13 protein-coding genes are annotated in these 17774 nt (G+C 47.7%); all 13 read right to left on the reverse strand.

Features of this window, described 5'->3' with window-relative positions; genetic code table 11:
- Positions 1–80 precede the first annotated feature (80 nt).
- Positions 81–644, reverse strand: a complete 564-nt coding sequence (locus Q9R46_RS11900) for a ribonuclease FAU-1 family protein (protein ID WP_311280193.1) — start codon at positions 642–644, stop codon at positions 81–83.
- A 304-nt stretch (positions 645–948) separates the two neighbouring features.
- Complete coding sequence (locus Q9R46_RS11905) at positions 949–3633, reverse strand: transglycosylase domain-containing protein (protein WP_311280194.1); 2685 nt, start codon at positions 3631–3633, stop codon at positions 949–951.
- Positions 3634–3800: 167 nt separating this feature from the next.
- Positions 3801–4043, reverse strand: a complete 243-nt coding sequence (hfq, locus tag Q9R46_RS11910; RefSeq protein ID WP_090916826.1) for an RNA chaperone Hfq — start codon at positions 4041–4043, stop codon at positions 3801–3803.
- Between the two features lie 498 nt (positions 4044–4541).
- Positions 4542–5498: a tRNA (adenosine(37)-N6)-dimethylallyltransferase MiaA gene (miaA, locus tag Q9R46_RS11915; RefSeq protein ID WP_311280195.1), complete on the reverse strand. Its 957-nt coding sequence runs from the start codon at positions 5496–5498 to the stop codon at positions 4542–4544.
- A complete protein-coding gene (locus Q9R46_RS11920; RefSeq protein ID WP_311280196.1) occupies positions 5479–6264 on the reverse strand; it encodes a class I SAM-dependent methyltransferase in 786 nt (261 codons plus the stop codon). Before Q9R46_RS11920 ends, miaA begins: the two co-directional genes overlap by 20 nt.
- Positions 6265–6281: 17 nt before the next feature.
- Positions 6282–8516, reverse strand: coding sequence for a DNA mismatch repair endonuclease MutL (mutL, locus tag Q9R46_RS11925; protein ID WP_311280197.1), 2235 nt, complete (start codon positions 8514–8516; stop codon positions 6282–6284).
- Positions 8517–8538: 22 nt separating this feature from the next.
- Positions 8539–11400, reverse strand: coding sequence for a DNA mismatch repair protein MutS (gene mutS / locus Q9R46_RS11930; protein WP_311280198.1), 2862 nt, complete (start codon positions 11398–11400; stop codon positions 8539–8541).
- Between the two features lie 202 nt (positions 11401–11602).
- Positions 11603–12853 carry a putative amidoligase domain-containing protein gene (locus Q9R46_RS11935; protein ID WP_311280199.1) on the reverse strand — a complete coding sequence of 417 codons (1251 nt, stop codon included), beginning with the start codon at positions 12851–12853 and terminating at the stop codon, positions 11603–11605.
- A gap of 216 nt (positions 12854–13069) precedes the next feature.
- Complete coding sequence (locus tag Q9R46_RS11940) at positions 13070–13630, reverse strand: outer spore coat protein CotE (protein ID WP_123065763.1); 561 nt, start codon at positions 13628–13630, stop codon at positions 13070–13072.
- A gap of 72 nt (positions 13631–13702) precedes the next feature.
- A complete protein-coding gene (locus tag Q9R46_RS11945; RefSeq protein ID WP_090916842.1) occupies positions 13703–14683 on the reverse strand; it encodes an aromatic acid exporter family protein in 981 nt (326 codons plus the stop codon).
- A gap of 356 nt (positions 14684–15039) precedes the next feature.
- Entirely contained in the window at positions 15040–15804 is a 765-nt protein-coding gene (locus tag Q9R46_RS11950) for an ABC transporter permease (RefSeq protein ID WP_311281015.1), read from the reverse strand.
- Between the two features lie 80 nt (positions 15805–15884).
- Positions 15885–16679, reverse strand: a complete 795-nt coding sequence (locus Q9R46_RS11955; protein ID WP_090916844.1) for an ABC transporter ATP-binding protein — start codon at positions 16677–16679, stop codon at positions 15885–15887.
- Positions 16680–16685: 6 nt separating this feature from the next.
- Positions 16686–17693: an ABC transporter substrate-binding protein gene (locus tag Q9R46_RS11960; RefSeq protein WP_311280200.1), complete on the reverse strand. Its 1008-nt coding sequence runs from the start codon at positions 17691–17693 to the stop codon at positions 16686–16688.
- Positions 17694–17774: the final 81 nt, after the last annotated feature.

A 17774-nucleotide genomic window follows, 5' to 3' on the forward strand; every position in this document is an offset into this window, starting at 1 on the left:
CCTGATTATTAATGTATTCTATCAGGTGTCCAGATATTAGAAGGATGTACAAGAAAAGTTCCGGTCAGAAAAAATTCGTTTTAGACCTGGATGTTTTTGCGAAACTCACCTTTCTCAAACAACGTTTGTCTGTGCTTCAGTGATAACTGAAAGTATGGGAACACATGAGCATCAATGGCATGAAGCAGTTCCTTTGCCGTTTTGTTCGCTAGATCATAATCTCCGGTTGTAATATGTTTGCGAGACAAGGCATCCTCAAGTTCATCCTCATCCAGCAAGAAGATCTCGCCGTCCTTCAGCACAACAACGTCCAAATAGAGATCATCAAACCACGGAACGCCCTGGTCCGTAATTCCCTGGCTACGGCAAGTATCAATGTACCATTCTACAATTTGCTGCTGATCATCAAACATCGCTGTAACAACAAAGTGTTCTCCCTTCGGATAATACTGTAGCCAGGAATATCCCTTGTCAGCGATACAGAAGGTTGTACCTCCATACGTCTTCCACAGAGGTTCTTTCAAATCCTGTATGGTGTACAGCGTAATGTAACCTGTGAAAATTTTGGACTGAACGAACCGGCATGTAAATTGTCGGTTCGTAATCCGGCGCCAGTTTGCGCGATCCCCGAATTTCCGTTTCATACGAACCCCTCTTTGCCGACTGCAGATCTATGATCTGCATTTTGGATTGGTGAACATTTATACGTCTGCTAGAGAACAAGTACTATGAATATGCTCTATACAACGTATTACGAATAGCTACAGCTTACCATATTTAAAGGATACACTCAAAACTAAGCTTGTTATGTCGCTATTCATGTGTATCACATGATCTTGGATATTGAATTGCAACCTTCCTTTTGTTCGTGCAAAACAAAAAACGGCTTCACCGGCGAACCGGGAAGCTGTTTTGAGTACACATATATACTATTGTGAAATAGGTTTCTTATCCTCCCGAACCGGATTGAGGGGCAGAAGGAGCTTCCGCTCCTCCGCCGTCTCCACTGGTTCCACTATCTGGGGGTGTAACGACTTGACCCGGTGTACTATCTCCACCATCACTTGAGCCGTCACTTCCAGGATCAGTCGTTCCTTGTCCTGGCGGAGTACCACCACCGTCCGGTTGACCATTGCCAGGACCCGATCCACCATTGTTACCATTGTTGCCATTACCATTTCTGTTGTTTCCGTTATTGCCATTACCATTACCATTGTTGCCATTCTCGCTTCCATTACCATTGTTACCATTCAGGTTACCATTATCGCCCGCGCCCGCTCCATTGTCCGGATTATCCGTGCCTGGCACTTCAGGATCAGTACCTGTTTCAGGATCTGTACCCGGATCTGGTTGTTGCGGATCAATCTCCTGAGCCTCGATCATAAGCGAAATGGTATTAGATGGACTGGTTTCCTGTCCGGAAGCCGTATCATAAGCCGTTACATAATACTCATAGGTTAGCCCCGGTAGCGCACTTAAATCCTGCGCACTTGTTGAGCCAACAGCGTCGATTAGATGAGTAAACTGAGCTTCCGAAGTCTCCTTCCGGTAGACACGATACTGCGTATTCGCATCTCCCGTTCCAGTCCAGCTAAGTGAAACTGTCTGCGTAGATGGATCGTAAGATCCATTCAATCCGCTCACTGATAATGTCGGTTGCTGTGGTTCCTCCACGGGAGGAGGTGCCTGACCGCCGGCTGGCGTTTTGAACTCTTTCACAGGGACACCTTTTAATGCATCTCCCATGACTTTGGCAAAAAACGCTGCCGACAGCTTACTGCTGTTCTTAAGCATATGTTTTGCATCCGGGTTGTCATATCCCATCCAGACAGCACCAGTCCACTCAGGGGTGTACCCGACAAACCACACGTCACGGTTAGAGCTGTTACCGGCAATACCACTTTGCACCGTTCCCGTTTTACCAGCTACTGGCCGATCCAGACGAGCGGAGCGTCCGGTACCGTCATTTACTACGTTTTGCAACATCTGTGTAAGCTGATAAGCGTTCTGTTCGCTCATTACACGTTTGGTTTCTGATTTATCATGTTTGTAAATGGTTTTATCGCTACTATCCACAATACTTTTTATGGAATATGCTTGCTGATACTCACCAAGGTTAGCAAAGGAGCTGTAAGCTTGAGCCATCTCCAGTGTATTCGTCCCTTTGCTGAGACCACCAAGAGCGATTGCCAGGTTTTTGTCCTGGTCCGTCAGCTGAATGCCTACGCTTTTAGCAAAATCAACTCCGGTATTTACCCCGATCTTATCCAGCAACCATACAGCAGGAATATTTTCCGATTTTGTTATGGCATCGGTCATGCTGATCGTAGAAGAGTATCCATGCAGGTTACCCGGACAATAGTTTCCGAAACACTGCTTCTCATTGCTCAGCGGAGAGTTCGCACTGTATTGTCCTGTCTCGAGAGCCGGAGCGTAGGATACAATTGGTTTAAACGCTGATCCTGGCTGTCTCCGGCTTTGCGTTACGCGGCTATACCCTTTGGTCTGATAATCTCGTCCGCCTAACAAGGCAACAAGACTACCATTTTCATGATTCATAATGACCATCGAACCTTGAACCTGTTGATCATCCTTGCTTGCCTCAAACAAACTGTCATCCGAGAAAGCATTCTCCACAGCTGTTTGAGCCTGTGCGTCCATTGTCGTATAGATTTTGAAACCGCCAATATTGAGATCGTCTTCTGTCATGCCCGTTACACGCTCTGCTTCACGGAGCACATAGTCAATGAAGGCTTGATACTTTCGATCTTTCTCCGGTGGCGTATATTTATAATCGACGGCCTTCGCTTCGTTCATCTCCGCCTCGGTAATGTAACCTTGCTCATACATTAATTGCAGTACTACACCACGGCGAGTCTTTGAATCATTCGGATTGCTCAGCGGATTATAAGCAGATGGGCCTTTAGGCATTGCAGCCAGTGTAGCAATCTGCCACAGCTTAAGTTCGTTCAGATTACTCTCTCCAAAATAAAACTCCGATGCAGCCTTGATCCCATAACGCTGATGGCCAAAGAAAATCCGATTCAGGTACATCGTCAAAATTTCATCTTTTGTAAACGTACGTTCTAGAGCAGTTGCAATAGATACCTCTGTAGCTTTTCTGAAAAATGTCTTGTCACGTGATAGGAACATATTTTTGGCCAGCTGTTGGGTCAGCGTACTACCGCCCTCTACCATGGAACGTGCCATGATATCTTTGACGGCTGCACGACCAATGGACCAGATATCTACTCCTTGGTGCTCATAGAATCGTTTATCCTCTGTAGCCACAAAGGCTTCTTTGACCAATTTCGGAATATCATCGGATTCCACAGGTTCGAGCTTTTTGATTGACAATTCGCCCATAATATTTCCATTGCGATCATATACCTTTGATGTTTCGTTAATCGTTGTTTTATTCATGTTAGCCTTAAGCAATTTTTCACCATTTATCAGAATAAACAAATACCCCGCTAATGCAAAAAATATGGCGATTGCCACGGTGAAAAACAAAGTCCATCCAACGCGTTTTCCCGTAATTTTTTTCTTTTTAGAGGTCTTAGGTTTCGCTTTCTGGTTTGACTTGTTATTGGTGTTGCGATTATTAGACCTCGATAACGGATCGTTTGGCATGTTACCTCCTGACTCCCTTTCAGTTGCATGTTTTCTATTTCTCTGGCGAGCACAAGCTTATATTAAACCTATTTTGCCCGGAATGAAAAGAACAACCCTTATTAGGTTGCTCTGTTTCAATACCTATACTTGTAGACGAAATGGTGTGTGAAAAGGTTTCGAATTTTTTAAGCTTCGCCGCCGTTGTCTTGCTGCATCAGCGATACGCTGCGTTGCGGCGTGAACGTGGAGATGGCATGCTTGTAGACCATTTGCTGGCGTCCGTCGCTGTCAATGACGATCGTAAAATTGTCAAATGCCTTGATCGTCCCGCGGATTTGGAAGCCATTGGTCAGATAGACCGTAGCCGGAATGTTTTCTTTCCGCAGTTGGTTCAAGAACGTATCTTGGATGTTGATGGACTTGTTCATTAGCCGTACCCCCATTGGTTCATTTGAATTCGTAGTGTAAGTATTATTCAATATCGCTGAGTAGCTTTCGTGCTATTATATCATGAACAGTTTCATATAATCCACAAAAACCCCTTGTCCCTTTTTCACATCTCCTAGAGGAGAAGCTATGAAATTAGTAGACTTATCCATTATACACTGCCTTACAGATTTGCAAAAGAGGAACAAATTTCATGTAATAACTGTATAACAAGCCCCCACTAAACAAGTTTTAATGCGTTATACCGTGTTAAGTAATATCACACTACTACTAAATGGTTCCACACAGGAACAGACAAGTTCCTCCTACCTTCGATCTCAAAACTTCAATTTCCGAAGAATGATCACTTAAATCTTATCCTGAAATCAGCGATTTGAATCATATCGAGAGAATACTTTTTTTCATATATGGTTACCTACTTAAAAAAATAAAAAACCTCCAGCTTTTCATTGAAAAGTAGAGGTTTCGTCTGACTAAGTTTAATTCCATGTATGTGTAATCAATTCACTTACTTGCTTATACTGGCCTTCGAAATTTCCCGTGTCCGTCATGTCCACCCACTGAATATCTTTCATATGACGGAACCAGGACAGCTGACGTTTCGCAAAGCGGCGTGTATCCCTTTTAAGCCACTCTACTGCAGCATCCCAGCTAACTTCGCCTTGCAAATATGCTGCAATCTCCTTGTATCCCAAGCCCTGCATAGAAATATGACCTCGCGCGACTCCGCGGTCCATCAACGCTTTTACCTCATCGACCAGTCCTTGCTCGATCATCAGATCGATTCGTTCTTCGACTCTTGCGTATAACTTCTGGCGATCCATCGTCAACCCGATTATGAGTAGATCGTACGGAGACTCTTTTTTCTGAACAGCCAGCTGCTCCGACCACTTCTCTCCTGTAAGGTGGAAGATTTCGAGCGCACGTACAATTCGCCGCTGGTCATTCGCATGAAGACGATCCGCACTGGCTGGATCAACTTCCCTGAGCCGATTATGAAGTGCCTGCGCCCCATGCTGCTGAGCATAACTGAACTGCTCTTCCCTAAAAGCTTCATCTGAACCACTGTCCGAAAATTGGAAGCCATAACAGACTGATTCCACGTACAACCCTGTACCACCCACAATAAAGGGCAGTTTACCCCGTGCATGAATTTCAGGAATCAAACGTGTGCAGCTTTCCTGAAACTCGGCTACGGAATACGGATATTCCGGCTCATGAATGTCAATCAGATGATGGGGAATGTCCTTCATTTCTTCCGTCGTTATTTTCGCCGTTCCGATATCCATCTCACGATAAACCTGCATGGAATCTCCCGAAATGACTTCACAGTTAAAAGCCTGTGCCAGCTCAATGCTCAATCTTGTTTTGCCTACAGCTGTCGGTCCAACCAGCACCAGCAGCTTTGGTTTTGTTTTAACTTCCGGTATCAACATTAATCACTCCGTACAAGGTTTTTGCATTCGCCCGATCCAGCACCTGGAATCCAAGCCTTTCAAACTCTGCGCTGCCGCGTTTTTCTTTCATGACCACTCGCTTGCGGGCGACTCTCTTCGCCTCTATAATGCTATCTTCCGCTAATGCATGGGCATTCGCATAGTTCCGTAAAGGCTTGATTGCACTTGAATCCATCATCGGTTCACGAAACATCGGATCAAAATAAACCGTATCACAGCTATGGTCAGGCAAGGAACGAAGCAATTCCAGATGATCCTGATTTCGCAGTTCAATGCGCCGGAACGCCTCGTTTATGGATGGTTCGTTGCTCTCATAATGAGACATGCCATCAAGTAGAAGTGTATAGAGCGGCTCGGAGCTTTCACAGGCAATCACACGCCCTTGAACACCTGTCGCCACCGCAAAAACGAGTGAATCCGAGCCGAGCCCTGCGGTACAATCCACAACCGTATCTCCTTCACGTACAGCACCTGCTTCCAGCATCGGATCAGGTTCTCCCCGTAACACACGTTTGGCACGTACGAATCCCATACTCGGATGAAATTCAAGCTCGGATGCATCTTTCCGGAACAAGCGCGCTCTCCCTTTCAACACCACCAGAATCTCCTGAACCTTATACCGCTCAAGCAATTTGGGCAGAGATGTTCTGTTACGTGCTACATAGGTGCCGCCAGTTGCAGCAGCCAGTGCACGTGCACGTTCCACCAGAGAAGCCGCCTCCTTGTCACCCGTTGTTATATACATAATATCCCCCTATAAAACTACATCACTCGTTTAAATAATTTTTCCAGATCATATGTTGAAAAAGAAATCACAATCGGTCGCCCATGCGGACACGTATATGGTTGCCGGCATGAACCCAAACGCTGAATCAACACTTCAGCTTCCCGGTCGGTAAGCTTTTGATTCGCTTTAATGGAAGCTTTGCAGGAGCACATAATCGAAGCGGCTTCACGCATCTTAGCCACATCAATGCTACGCTCACTTAGGACCCATTCCGACATTTCCTCGATAATGTCTTTTTCATCCCCTTTGGGAAACCAGTAGGGGTGAGAACGCACACGGAAGGTTTGGCCGCCGAAATGCTCCAGATATACCCCCGCTTGTTCAAACCAGACGAGTCTTGCTTTTAGCTTTTCTGTCTCGGAAGGTGTGAATTCAAGGGTAATTGGTAGCAACAACTCCTGTGAGGCTTGAGCCGGATTGCCAAACTTCTCGTAATAGTACTCGTAATTTACCCGTTCATGCGCCGCATGCTGGTCGATCAAATATAAGCCTTCATCGTTTTGTGCAATCAAGTACGTTCCGTGATGCTGACCAATCAGACTAAGTTCAGGGAACGCAGGCATAGAAGGATCTGCATGCATGGCAGCAGACAGTTTGGCGGGGTCAGGTATCGATGCTTTTTTCCAGCTTCGTTCCCCTTTTTGACCTGCCGAAGTGTAAGGCGTACGGTTTTCCCTTACTGGAGCGCTGGAGGATGGCGCACGATACGCTTCGGTTTGACTCTCGCTAGCTGCTCGGGTCCCAGTTGTGCTCGTGGCAGCTACTTCGCCGGCATGAACATCTGCACTTTCACCCGTATTGTTCCGAGACTGTTGGCCTGGGTGATCGCCGCTCAGGATCTCCTGCTCAGAATCATTCCTTTGATCAAACTGGGCTCCATTCAACAGATCGAGCGAACCATACGCTGGAGTAGATTCCGGTGGTGCTTCGGGCAAAGGAGCCGATTGCGAGAAATTGGAAGAACTTTGCTGTAATGCTGGTTCTGACCCATTTCCTGCACCCGCTCCTGCAGGTATTCCTCCTCCTGCTTCAATTTCCGCTGGTGCATCCAGGTCGGAATGATCATCTTCTGAAACCGGTTTTCCAAGCGGCCCTTGTTGGCCATATCCTTCACTTACTTCCTGCTCTTTCACGGGTCCGCGAGGGAACAAAAATTGTTCCTGGATAAATGAACTGTCATCTCCACGTCTAATTTGCTGTTTCCGTACTTGCGGAATCAATACCTCTTGCCTTAATATCCCACGCAGCGTGGTTTCCACAAACTCGTATAGCTCCGCCTCTTTGCTAAAACGAACCTCCAGCTTCGCCGGATGGACGTTCACGTCCACGAGTGAAGGATGCATTTCCAACTGCAGTACCACGAGTGGAAAACGATTAATAGGGAGCAACGTGTGATAGGCTTTCAGAATCGCCTGATTTAACCCATAGTTGCGAATATATCGTCCATTCACAATCGTTGACATCCCCGCACGATTCGCACGTGTCCATTCCGGCAGACTGATCAGACCGCTAATTTTGTAATCCAGATTTTCGCCCTCAATGGGAAGCATCGCTTTTGCCGCACTTGTACCATAGATTGCCGCAACGACTTGTAACAGATCGCCATTACCCAGCGTTTGCAGCAGCGTATTCTCATTATGGCGAAGAGTGAACGAAATATGCGGATGCGACATCGCCATCCGATACAACACATCCGAGATGTGCCCCAGCTCGGTCTGTATGGTTTTCATATACTTTAGTCTTGCAGGCGTATTGTAAAATAACTCCTTTACCACAAACTCCGTCCCTTGTGGCGATGTTGCATCCTCGTGCGTGCAGAGCTTGCCGCCTTCAATCACGATTCGCCGCCCTCGTCCGTCGTCTCCACTAGCGGTCAGCACTTCCACCTTGGAGACGGCTGCAATACTTGGCAACGCCTCTCCACGGAACCCGAGACTTGTGATCTGAAACAGATCACGTCCGTGGGTTATTTTACTGGTCGCATGGCGGTAGAAAGCTGTCTCCAGATCATCCGGCTCTATGCCTGAGCCGTTATCCTTTACCCGGATGCGAAGCAGACCGCCTTCCTCCACTGCCACTTCAATCTTGGAGGCCCCTGCATCCACTGCATTCTCCAGCAGTTCCTTTACGACAGATGCAGGCCGTTCGACAACCTCACCTGCCGCAATCTGATTGGCAATATGTTCATCAAGCACATGAATTTTCGCCACAGATTCTCCTCCTCCCGGTTACTCAGGATAATTGCTGTGCCTTTAATTTAAGTTCATTTAATATTTGCATCGCCTGTAAAGGCGTCATATTCATCACATCAATCTCTTTCATATGACGGATCAATTCGCGTGCAGGTTTATCCTCTACCACAACTGTTCGTGAAGGCTGTACAGCTGCGGGCTCCTCGTCATCGAAAATGGATAACTGTACAACCTCCTGTTGCCCTTGACCGGACAGGTTTTTCGTACCGGACTTGGCAATATTGTCACTGCTGGCACTCGCGTACGCTGTCGTCTTTTCCTCAGAAGAGGCCTTCTCTTCTACCGCCGCCGTTTCCATTACGGCAACATATTCACTTCGATTTTGTTCCCGAATGAACGGGTCGTCCGCAGCATTGGAAGATTCCATACGGCTCGCTGCTTGCGCTTCTGGCAGCTGTCTAGATGACGTTCTGCTGTCACTCACAAACTCACTGCCGACCGCTACCTGTGAAGCCGCTTGTTCGAAACCATGCAGTAGTCCATTAGCACGCTCAATAATGCTATCAGGGAGACCCGCAAGCCTTGCACAATAGATGCCGTAACTGCTACTTGCAGCGCCCGCAATCAGCTTGCGCAGGAAGTTAACTTTGTCTCCACTCTCCTGAACCGCCATCGAGTAGTTCGCCAGCTTGTCCAGACTTTCCTCCAGGTGAGCCAGCTCATGAAAGTGGGTGGATACAAGCGCCTTGCAGCCGATCACGTCATGTACATATTCAATGACTGATTGTGCAATCGCCATGCCTTCACTCGTGGAAGTCCCTCGGCCCAACTCATCGATAATGATGAGACTGCGTGGCGTTGCTTTTTCGGTCATGACCTGGATGTCAGCCATCTCCACCATAAACGTACTCTGACCGCCGATCAGATCATCCGCAGCACCGATCCGTGTAAAGATACGATCCATGATCGGAACTTCAGCTTGACCGGCAGGTACAAAACAACCAATCTGCGCCAGAATCGAGATGAGTGCAACTTGTCTCATGTACGTACTTTTACCAGCCATATTGGGTCCGGTAATCAGCAGAATACGTGCCTCTTCCTCAGTCATCGCAGTATGGTTTGCAATAAACGCCCCATCACGCATGACGGCTTCCACGACCGGATGCCGTCCTTGCTCAACGACCAGATTGTATCCATCCGTCAGCACGGGGCGCACAAAGTTACGCTCTGCACTAATGACTGCAAACGATTGATATACATCAATTTCAGCCACTTGCTCAGCAAGTTTCTGTAACCGTGCAATCTCTTGATTAAGACGTTCACGTAGCTCTGCAAACAGACCGTACTCGATATCGACCATTTTGTCCTGAGCTTCAAGGATGAGTGTCTCCTTCTCTTTCAGTTCAGGTGTAATATATCGTTCTGCGTTCGCAAGGGTTTGTTTTCGCTCATAACGTCCTTCAGGAAGTGAAGCAAGATTTGATTTAGTGATTTCGATATAATAACCGAACACTTTGTTGTACCCGATTTTCAGCGAGCGAATGCCAGTAGCTTCACGTTCTCTTGCTTCCAGCTCGGCAATCCACTGTTTGCCATTCACCGAAGCTTCCCGCAGCTCGTCCAGACGTGCGTGGTATCCTTCCCGGATTAAGCCCCCGTCTTTGACCGACACCGGGGGTTCAATCACGATAGCTTGTCCAATTGCATCGCGCAAATCAGCGCAATCATCCATCATTTCAGCGATATGCTGAAGTGTTGCAGACGAAGATGAAGCACAGTGGTGGCGCAGACTAGGTATTTTGTCCAGTGACGATTTGAGTGCATTCAGGTCACGACCGTTCGCATTACCAAAAGCAATACGTCCCACCAGACGTTCCAGGTCATAGATGTCTTTCAGCTCAGCTCGCAGATCCTCACGCAGAATAAACTGGTTATATAAGGTGTCCACTGCTTCCAGTCGTTCATTGATCTTTCCTTTTTGTAAAAGAGGTTTATCCACCCAGCGCCGCATCATGCGGGCACCCATGGACGTCTCCGTGCGATCCAGCAACCACAGCAGGGAGCCCTTCTTCGAACGTTCTCGCACCGTTTCTACAAGCTCCAGATTGCGACGTGTAAACGGATCAAGAATCATATAATGATCCGGCTCATACGTAGAGATTTGTGTCAATTGTCCGAGCGAGCGCTTCTGCGTTTCACTTAGATACGAGAAAAGACGCGCTACACATGCTTGACGCTCCGGCTCCAGCCTTGCCCACACCGACTCACCAAACTGCTGACGCACGAGGTCTTCCTTGCTTTTAGTCCATGCGGTATAGACTACCGGACGCCCGATCGGAGATGATTCGGATTCTACGAGCTCTAGCAGAGCTTCGTCTCCAACAAGTTCAGACGGCTCATAGATGCCAATTTCGTCCTTAAGCCACTCCTTGGAATAGGGGACCGATGTGACGTAAAGTTCTCCTGTAGAAAGGTCACAGGCAGCAAGAGCGAGCGTGTTTTGGTTACCCGTTAGACATACCATGTAGTTGTTAGACTTGTCCCCCAGCGTCTTGCCTTCCATCACCGTTCCGGGTGTAACTACACGAACAATCTCGCGGCGTACCATGCCTTTGGTTACTGTCGGATCTTCCATCTGCTCGCAGATGGCTACTTTATACCCCTTCTCAATCAGACGCTGTATGTAATTTTCAGCCGAATGATAAGGCACGCCACACATCGGAATTTTGTCGTCTGTTCCTCCGTTGCGCGCTGTTAAAGTGATTTCCAGTTCTCTTGCAGCATTAATTGCGTCATCGAAGAACATTTCGTAGAAATCACCTAATCTGAAAAAAAGAAATGCATCCTGTGCTTCGGCTTTTACTTGCAAATATTGTTGAATCATTGGCGTGTACTGAGCCATGATATCGATCCACCATCCGTTCCTATGATGTCAGGAAGAAAGTTCCCTGGAAGGCAATAAGGCGGTCAGGCACCAAGATCACGCACCTCCGCCTTATGTTCGGCTATCCGCCTGTTCCTTCATGGGCTTACTGCTTCATATCTTCCGTATCTTAACGTATTAAAAGTCCTATATTTCATTATAACAAAAAAACGCTGCTTCTTCATGAGCCTGCCCGAATATTCCAGAGTTTACGGATATCCCGGCTCTCATCCCATGTATGGCCCCGTTTGAATTGCCGCATGAGAGGCGCCGCATATCGTTCATACCTAGCGTATCCGGGTAGCTGTTTCAGATCATCCATCAGTGACGGGATACAGGTCATCATGACATCACGCTGTCCTTCGTAAAACGCGGAATGAACATTCTCCTCTGCTAAAGGACGCTGTTTTAACAGATCGTAGTGGCATGCAATCAGACCCGCAAGAGCAACAACCCCCTTTGCCACAACCGGAGAAACAAGAAAACTCGGCAGTGTCCGATATTCGAATCCACCATAGGATTTCAGGCGAAAGTCACCTAACGTTCCGTACCTTGGTCTTCTTCCTGATCCGCGTGGATCTTGCAACACTGCCAGTGGTAGTGCCAAATAATTATCCAGAGCACGGAGTAATCCCCCGGTTAGCTGCAAGCCACTAAAATGAATGTGGCCACCCAGCGGCAATCCCCGTTGCGGCATTCCACCTGCCTGCCAGATCAAAGAGGAGTCACTGATACTGCGTGAGGCAGCCGCGAAGGCTCGCAGCAGATGCGACAACAACTCACGCGGTTCTGCACTCGGAGCTGGACGAAGCTCGGCAACGGGGTACACCCGTCTGCCACCAATCGTTACTGAATCACAGCCTGCGATACCCGTGCGTTCGAGAAAACGAGAGGCAGGTACAATTTTGGACTCAGGCATCTGCACCAGTAGAAACTCAGGGTCCATACCTAGCACAGGAACCCGGCTCTCCTGCCGCTCCTGGTTCAATAACGTTTGATGTTGCTGCCAGTTTTCCCTATAGAGCAGGGCCAGGTCTGTTACCCCTTTCCATGGGTCGGGATTAACTGAAATGACTGCACATCCGCCATTCCCTGAAGCTTCCAAACGGACAGCCCCGTGATCTAACCCTAATGTATACAAAGTCTTGATCGCAAGGCGCTCTACCCGTTTATAAACAGATGATGCCGCTTCACGATCCAGTTCGTCTTCCTGTCTCGTTCCCATCCCGCTGGTGTCTCTGCGCAGGATACGAATTGCCTGAAGACAGCTAATATGCACATCATACCGCACACGGAGTCCAGCTTCCCGCTTACGCTGCTCACTCATGGACAGCACCTCGATCCCTGCCTGTTTTAGCCGCGTAATCCGTTCGCCAGCGCGCAGACGTGTATAAGCCTGAACACCCTTTTCGGCTTCTTCCATGACGTCCATTCCGTCCCTCCTTCCGCCATGTTCTTGCTTATCAAAAATAGACCCCGCAGCTGCGGAGCCTTCCCGTTAAACTCTTCAGGCACATAATCAGGCTCGTCACAACCCATTTTTTGTACTTTATGAAAGAAAGAGGGCTTACGCCCTCTTCTCCGCACCTTATGGTGCATATGATACCTTAGGTTATGAACATTCACTTTCCCTTTTCGAATGAGCGATTTACAACTCATCATCCAGCAGGTCTGGATCGAGATCATCATAGTCTCCGTCCGCGCTGCCATAGTCATAATCCTTGTCTTCGTAATCACCGCAGCCATCTGTGCATACCTTGACACAGACTTTCGTTTCAGCCACAAGCTCTACAGCGAATTCCCGCTCAACCCGGATAATTACGCTGCCGCCGCCCGCGGACACTGTGGCTTCCACACAGCTAGGCTCCTGCGTTGCATCCGCAGATACCTCTACAGTGGAAGTCCGGTGTTTCGGGTCCAGATAGGACAAAGGCACATGTTCTACATACGATACCGTTTCTTTAGCTACATCTGTCTGCGAATTTTTGTCGTAGGAATACCAAATGTTGATATCGTAAGTACCAATAACTTCAATCCCGTCCCCCGCTGATACGGCTTCATACTGGTGGTTGATAATCCAAGCCCCCAAAATGCTGGTCGGACCATTTGGCGGAGTCACGGTATGTGTTACGGTAGAGAACTTACGACCTTTGCCGCAGATCGCCTTCGTGATAATCTCTCTACATTGATGTTTATGACTCAATGACATCTTTAAACCTCCTCCATACAATCATTCACTACAAGTGTATGCAGGACATCCGTCTAGGGTGACAACTATTTTCTATGATTCGTTTACAGATTGCGAGCGGTCTGAGATTGGAGAAGGCGCTTTGTCCTTCTTGGCGATTTTCAGATACATGGAGAGCTCCCGGCACAGCTGGAGAATAGCGGAACGCATCTCGAATTCTTCCCTTGTATCCGGCAACTCCATTTGTCTGAATTCTTCCTGCACATCAGCAAGCAACTTTTCCGTTCGTCCCGTGTACGATTCGGTCAACACGTCCTGACTGAGCTGATCGAACAGCTCCGCTACCATCTCGGCATGAGGCATTTTCTGATAGACCTGGGATACAAGATGCATCATGTGCTGTATGGAATCCAGCTGGGTTTTACGCATATAAAAGTATACGCTCCAGCCTTCATTTGGATGAATGACCTGATTCTCCAGTGAACGTTTGGCCGCTTCAATTCCGCCGAGTACGGCTTTATCCGCTTCAATTAATTCTTTGCCCGCCCATACTTCATTGGGGTTACGCAACGTTGTGGCGAACTCCCGGAAAATTTTCGAGAACAATTCGTCGATACGTTTACGTATCCGGAACATCTGTGGATCAGCCGCCGGCATATACGCCAGGTTCACGACCATCGCTGAACCAAGGCCAATCAAGAGTAGCGCAATCTGTACAAGAATGACATGCACATCCATCTCTCCACCGCTAAATACCCGAAACACCACGACTGAACCTGTCACAATACCTTCCTTAAAGCCCACCCGAACAATCACCGGAAAAGCCGTGAGTATGTATACGCCGAGCACCCAATAATGGAAGCCGAGAAAGTGAAAAAGTACACTTGCAAACAAAAGACCAACCACGGATGCAAAAAAACGTGCCGATATCGTTCGAATACTCCTTTTTCGTGTAACATCCACACCCAGAATCGCAAGCAAGCCTGCTGATGTTGGTCCTGGCAGGCGGCACCAGTCCGCTATCAGTACAGCCATCAGCGCTGCGATTGCCGTTTTAATGACTCTAAACCCCATTTAACATTCCATCTCCTCTAAGCTGTACAAAAGTTCGCGGCCCATATGTCCCCTGTTTAGTATGACTCAACCGGTTACAAACTAGACGACATCAACCGGCATGCACAACACATGCCGGTCACAGAAACATGCCACGAAGAAGAAACACTGCCCTTTCAATTGCGATAACCGAAAGAGTCTAGACCTGTAACCGACCTATACTCATCCCATGTGTTTCTGCCCGGCATGAAGGTTTTCCTTCCATCAAATATCCTACTTGATTTTACAATTGGGGGCAACGTGACACCTCTTGTGAAATTGTATACATATGATGAATCCTTGTAAAATGGCTCTGTCAGTCACTTTTCATTTTCGAGCTATAATCTACGACCAGACGATAGTAACTTGCGTTCTGCATATACAACCAGTTGATACATAGCAGTAGCTACGACTGCAATAATGAGCAGGCTTGATAACACAAGTGTGAAGTTGAACACCTGGAATCCGTAGATGATTAAATATCCCAGACCCTGTTTGGCGACCAGAAACTCACCGACGATAACCCCAACCCAGGCCATACCCACATTGACTTTTAACGTAGATACAATTGTGGGGAATGAAGCAGGAAACACAACCTTGGCAAAAATTTCAGAGCGGTCCCCACCAAATGTGCGAATAACCTTTACATAGTTGGGATCAACTTCATTGAAACTGTTGTATACAACGAGTGTTGTAATAATCACCGTAATGGAGAGAGTCGTCATTACAATGGCTGTAAATCCCGCCCCGAACATCACGATAAAGATCGGCCCGAGCGCGACCTTAGGCATGCTGTTGAACACAACCATATAAGGATCGAGCACTTTGGACAAAAAAGGAGACCACCAGATCAGAACAGCAAGCAACGTTCCGACAAGTGTCCCCAGTAAAAATCCAACGACCGTTTCACCTACGGTTACCCCGACATGTGCCCATATTTCGCCGCTGACGACATCCTTGCCAATCTGGGCAAAGATTTTACTTGGATAACTGAAGAGCAACACATCAATCCACCGTAATCTGCCCGCCAGCTCCCAGAGTAAAAACATAGCGACTAACATGGACAACTGAACCGCAAAAATATGTTGCCGCCATCTAACCATCCTACGATGATGGTCACGATGGAGTTCTTCCAGCCAAATTTCACGTACTTCCTGCTTTCCTTGATCTGGAATTTTCTGACTCACGTATCTTTCTCACCTCCTCCAGACTGAACAAGTTCATCCCAGAGTGACTGGAACAACTCATTAAAGCCTGCCTGCTCCCTTGCATGGAAAGGCTGTGCCAGCCGAATCTGTTCAGGAATATCGAATTCACGCCGAATGCGTCCGGGGTTGCGGTCAAGTACGATGACCCGGTCGCTGACTGCAATAGCTTCAGACAAATCGTGTGTGACCAGCACGGAAGTTTTGCCATATTGTTTTAACGTATCCGATACAAGATCTTCCAGTTGTAGTTTGGTTTGATAATCCAAGGCCGAGAACGGCTCATCAAGCAAGAGTATCGCAGGGTCTGTGGCCAATGTTCGAACGAGGGCTACCCGTTGCCTCATGCCACCCGACAATTCAGAGGGGTACTGCTCTTCTGTCCCGCCAAGTCCCATACTAACGAGAAGTTCACGGGTACGCTCTCTGCTCTGTGCGTCCAGATTTCCTGTCAACTCAAGCCCGATCAGTGCATTATCCAGAATCGTCCGCCAGGGGAACAGATAGTCCTGTTGCAACATATAACCCATATTGGCAGAGGGACCTTGAACATGCTTGCCTTCGACTTCAACCTTTCCCCGGGTGGGTTTTAGCAGTCCGGCGATGATCGACAATAACGTTGTTTTTCCGCAACCACTTGGTCCCACCAGACTGACGAACTCTCCTTGTTTGATCTCCAGATTCAAATCCTCGATGACGAGTGATGCTTCGCGTTCACTGACATACACTTGAGAAATATTGTCCAGTCGAATCACGTTCCCGGAATCAGGCATTGCTCCTCACTTCCTTCCCTGGAGCGCCTGTTCTGCAAAAGACGGATCAACAATGGTGTTCAATTCAACCCGCTCTTTTAATTCTCCGGCAGCGCTCATGACATTCAGCAGATTGTTCCACTCATCGCCATCAATGATCGGATCTGTGGCATACGTGCCTTGTTCCTTATACCGGCTTACGCTGCTGGTCAGAATCGCTGGATCAATGTCTTTGAAAAACGGGGTAATCACTTGTGCAATCTCCTCCGCTGTATGAGAATCTACCCAAAGTTGAGCCTTGTGCAATGAATTCGTGAATTTTTGTACAAGTTCTTTGTTTTCGTTCAAATAACTTTGTTTGGTCATAAAAACCGTATAAGGCAGATGCCCGCTTTCCGTTCCGAACGATGCCACCACTTTACCCCGGCCCTCCTGTTCAAAGATCGATGCCTGCGGTTCAAATAACTGTACATAATCCCCTGTGCCTGAAGCAAAGGCAGAAGCAATATTCGCGAAATCCACATTCTGAATCAATTCCAGATCACTTGACGGGTCAATGCCATGTTTGTTTAAAACAAACTCCCCGGCCATTTGCGGCATGCCACCCTTGCGCTGTCCGAGAAATACACTTTGCTTCAATTGTTCCCAATCAAAGCTGTCCTGTGCATTTCGTGCGAACAAAAACGTTCCGTCCGTCTGCGTGAGCTGAGCAAAGTTAATGACCGGGTCTTCTGCCCCTTGTTGATAGACATAGATGGATGTTTCTGCACCAACCAGTGCAATATCTACCGAACCTGCGAGCAATGCCGCCATCGTTTTATCTCCACCAGCCGTTGTTTGGATATCCACTTCAAGCCCTTCTTCTGCAAAAAAACCTTGAGCCGCGGCTACATATTCCGGTGCGTAAAATACAGAACGAGTCACTTCACCAATCGTAATCTTGGCTTCATTCTCTTCCTTATTGCAGCTCGTCAGCGCTACAATGAGGATCAACAAAATTACAATCCCCCGGACAAACCATGGCGTATATTTCATTCGATATCCCTCCTTTTCTGAGTTCAGCAGTTTCTCTTTACTATGAATATGCCGAGGCCCAGTAAAAGGTTAAGAACTTGC

Source organism: Paenibacillus sp. RRE4, assembly GCF_031844205.1.
Taxonomy (GTDB): domain Bacteria; phylum Bacillota; class Bacilli; order Paenibacillales; family Paenibacillaceae; genus Paenibacillus; species Paenibacillus xylanexedens_B.

Bases quoted from the DNA above. Each gene is read 5' to 3' on its own strand.
- Q9R46_RS11900 (WP_311280193.1), bottom strand. From the start codon at position 644: ATGAAACGGAAATTCGGGGATCGCGCAAACTGGCGCCGGATTACGAAC.
- Q9R46_RS11905 (WP_311280194.1), bottom strand. From the start codon at position 3,633: ATGCCAAACGATCCGTTATCGAGGTCTAATAATCGCAACACCAATAAC.
- hfq (WP_090916826.1), bottom strand. From the start codon at position 4,043: ATGAACAAGTCCATCAACATCCAAGATACGTTCTTGAACCAACTGCGG.
- miaA (WP_311280195.1), bottom strand. From the start codon at position 5,498: ATGTTGATACCGGAAGTTAAAACAAAACCAAAGCTGCTGGTGCTGGTT.
- Q9R46_RS11920 (WP_311280196.1), bottom strand. From the start codon at position 6,264: ATGTATATAACAACGGGTGACAAGGAGGCGGCTTCTCTGGTGGAACGT.
- mutS (WP_311280198.1), bottom strand. From the start codon at position 11,400: ATGGCTCAGTACACGCCAATGATTCAACAATATTTGCAAGTAAAAGCC.
- Q9R46_RS11935 (WP_311280199.1), bottom strand. From the start codon at position 12,853: ATGGACGTCATGGAAGAAGCCGAAAAGGGTGTTCAGGCTTATACACGT.
- Q9R46_RS11940 (WP_123065763.1), bottom strand. From the start codon at position 13,630: ATGTCATTGAGTCATAAACATCAATGTAGAGAGATTATCACGAAGGCG.
- Q9R46_RS11945 (WP_090916842.1), bottom strand. From the start codon at position 14,683: ATGGGGTTTAGAGTCATTAAAACGGCAATCGCAGCGCTGATGGCTGTA.
- Q9R46_RS11950 (WP_311281015.1), bottom strand. From the start codon at position 15,804: ATGGTTAGATGGCGGCAACATATTTTTGCGGTTCAGTTGTCCATGTTA.
- Q9R46_RS11955 (WP_090916844.1), bottom strand. From the start codon at position 16,679: ATGCCTGATTCCGGGAACGTGATTCGACTGGACAATATTTCTCAAGTG.
- Q9R46_RS11960 (WP_311280200.1), bottom strand. From the start codon at position 17,693: ATGAAATATACGCCATGGTTTGTCCGGGGGATTGTAATTTTGTTGATC.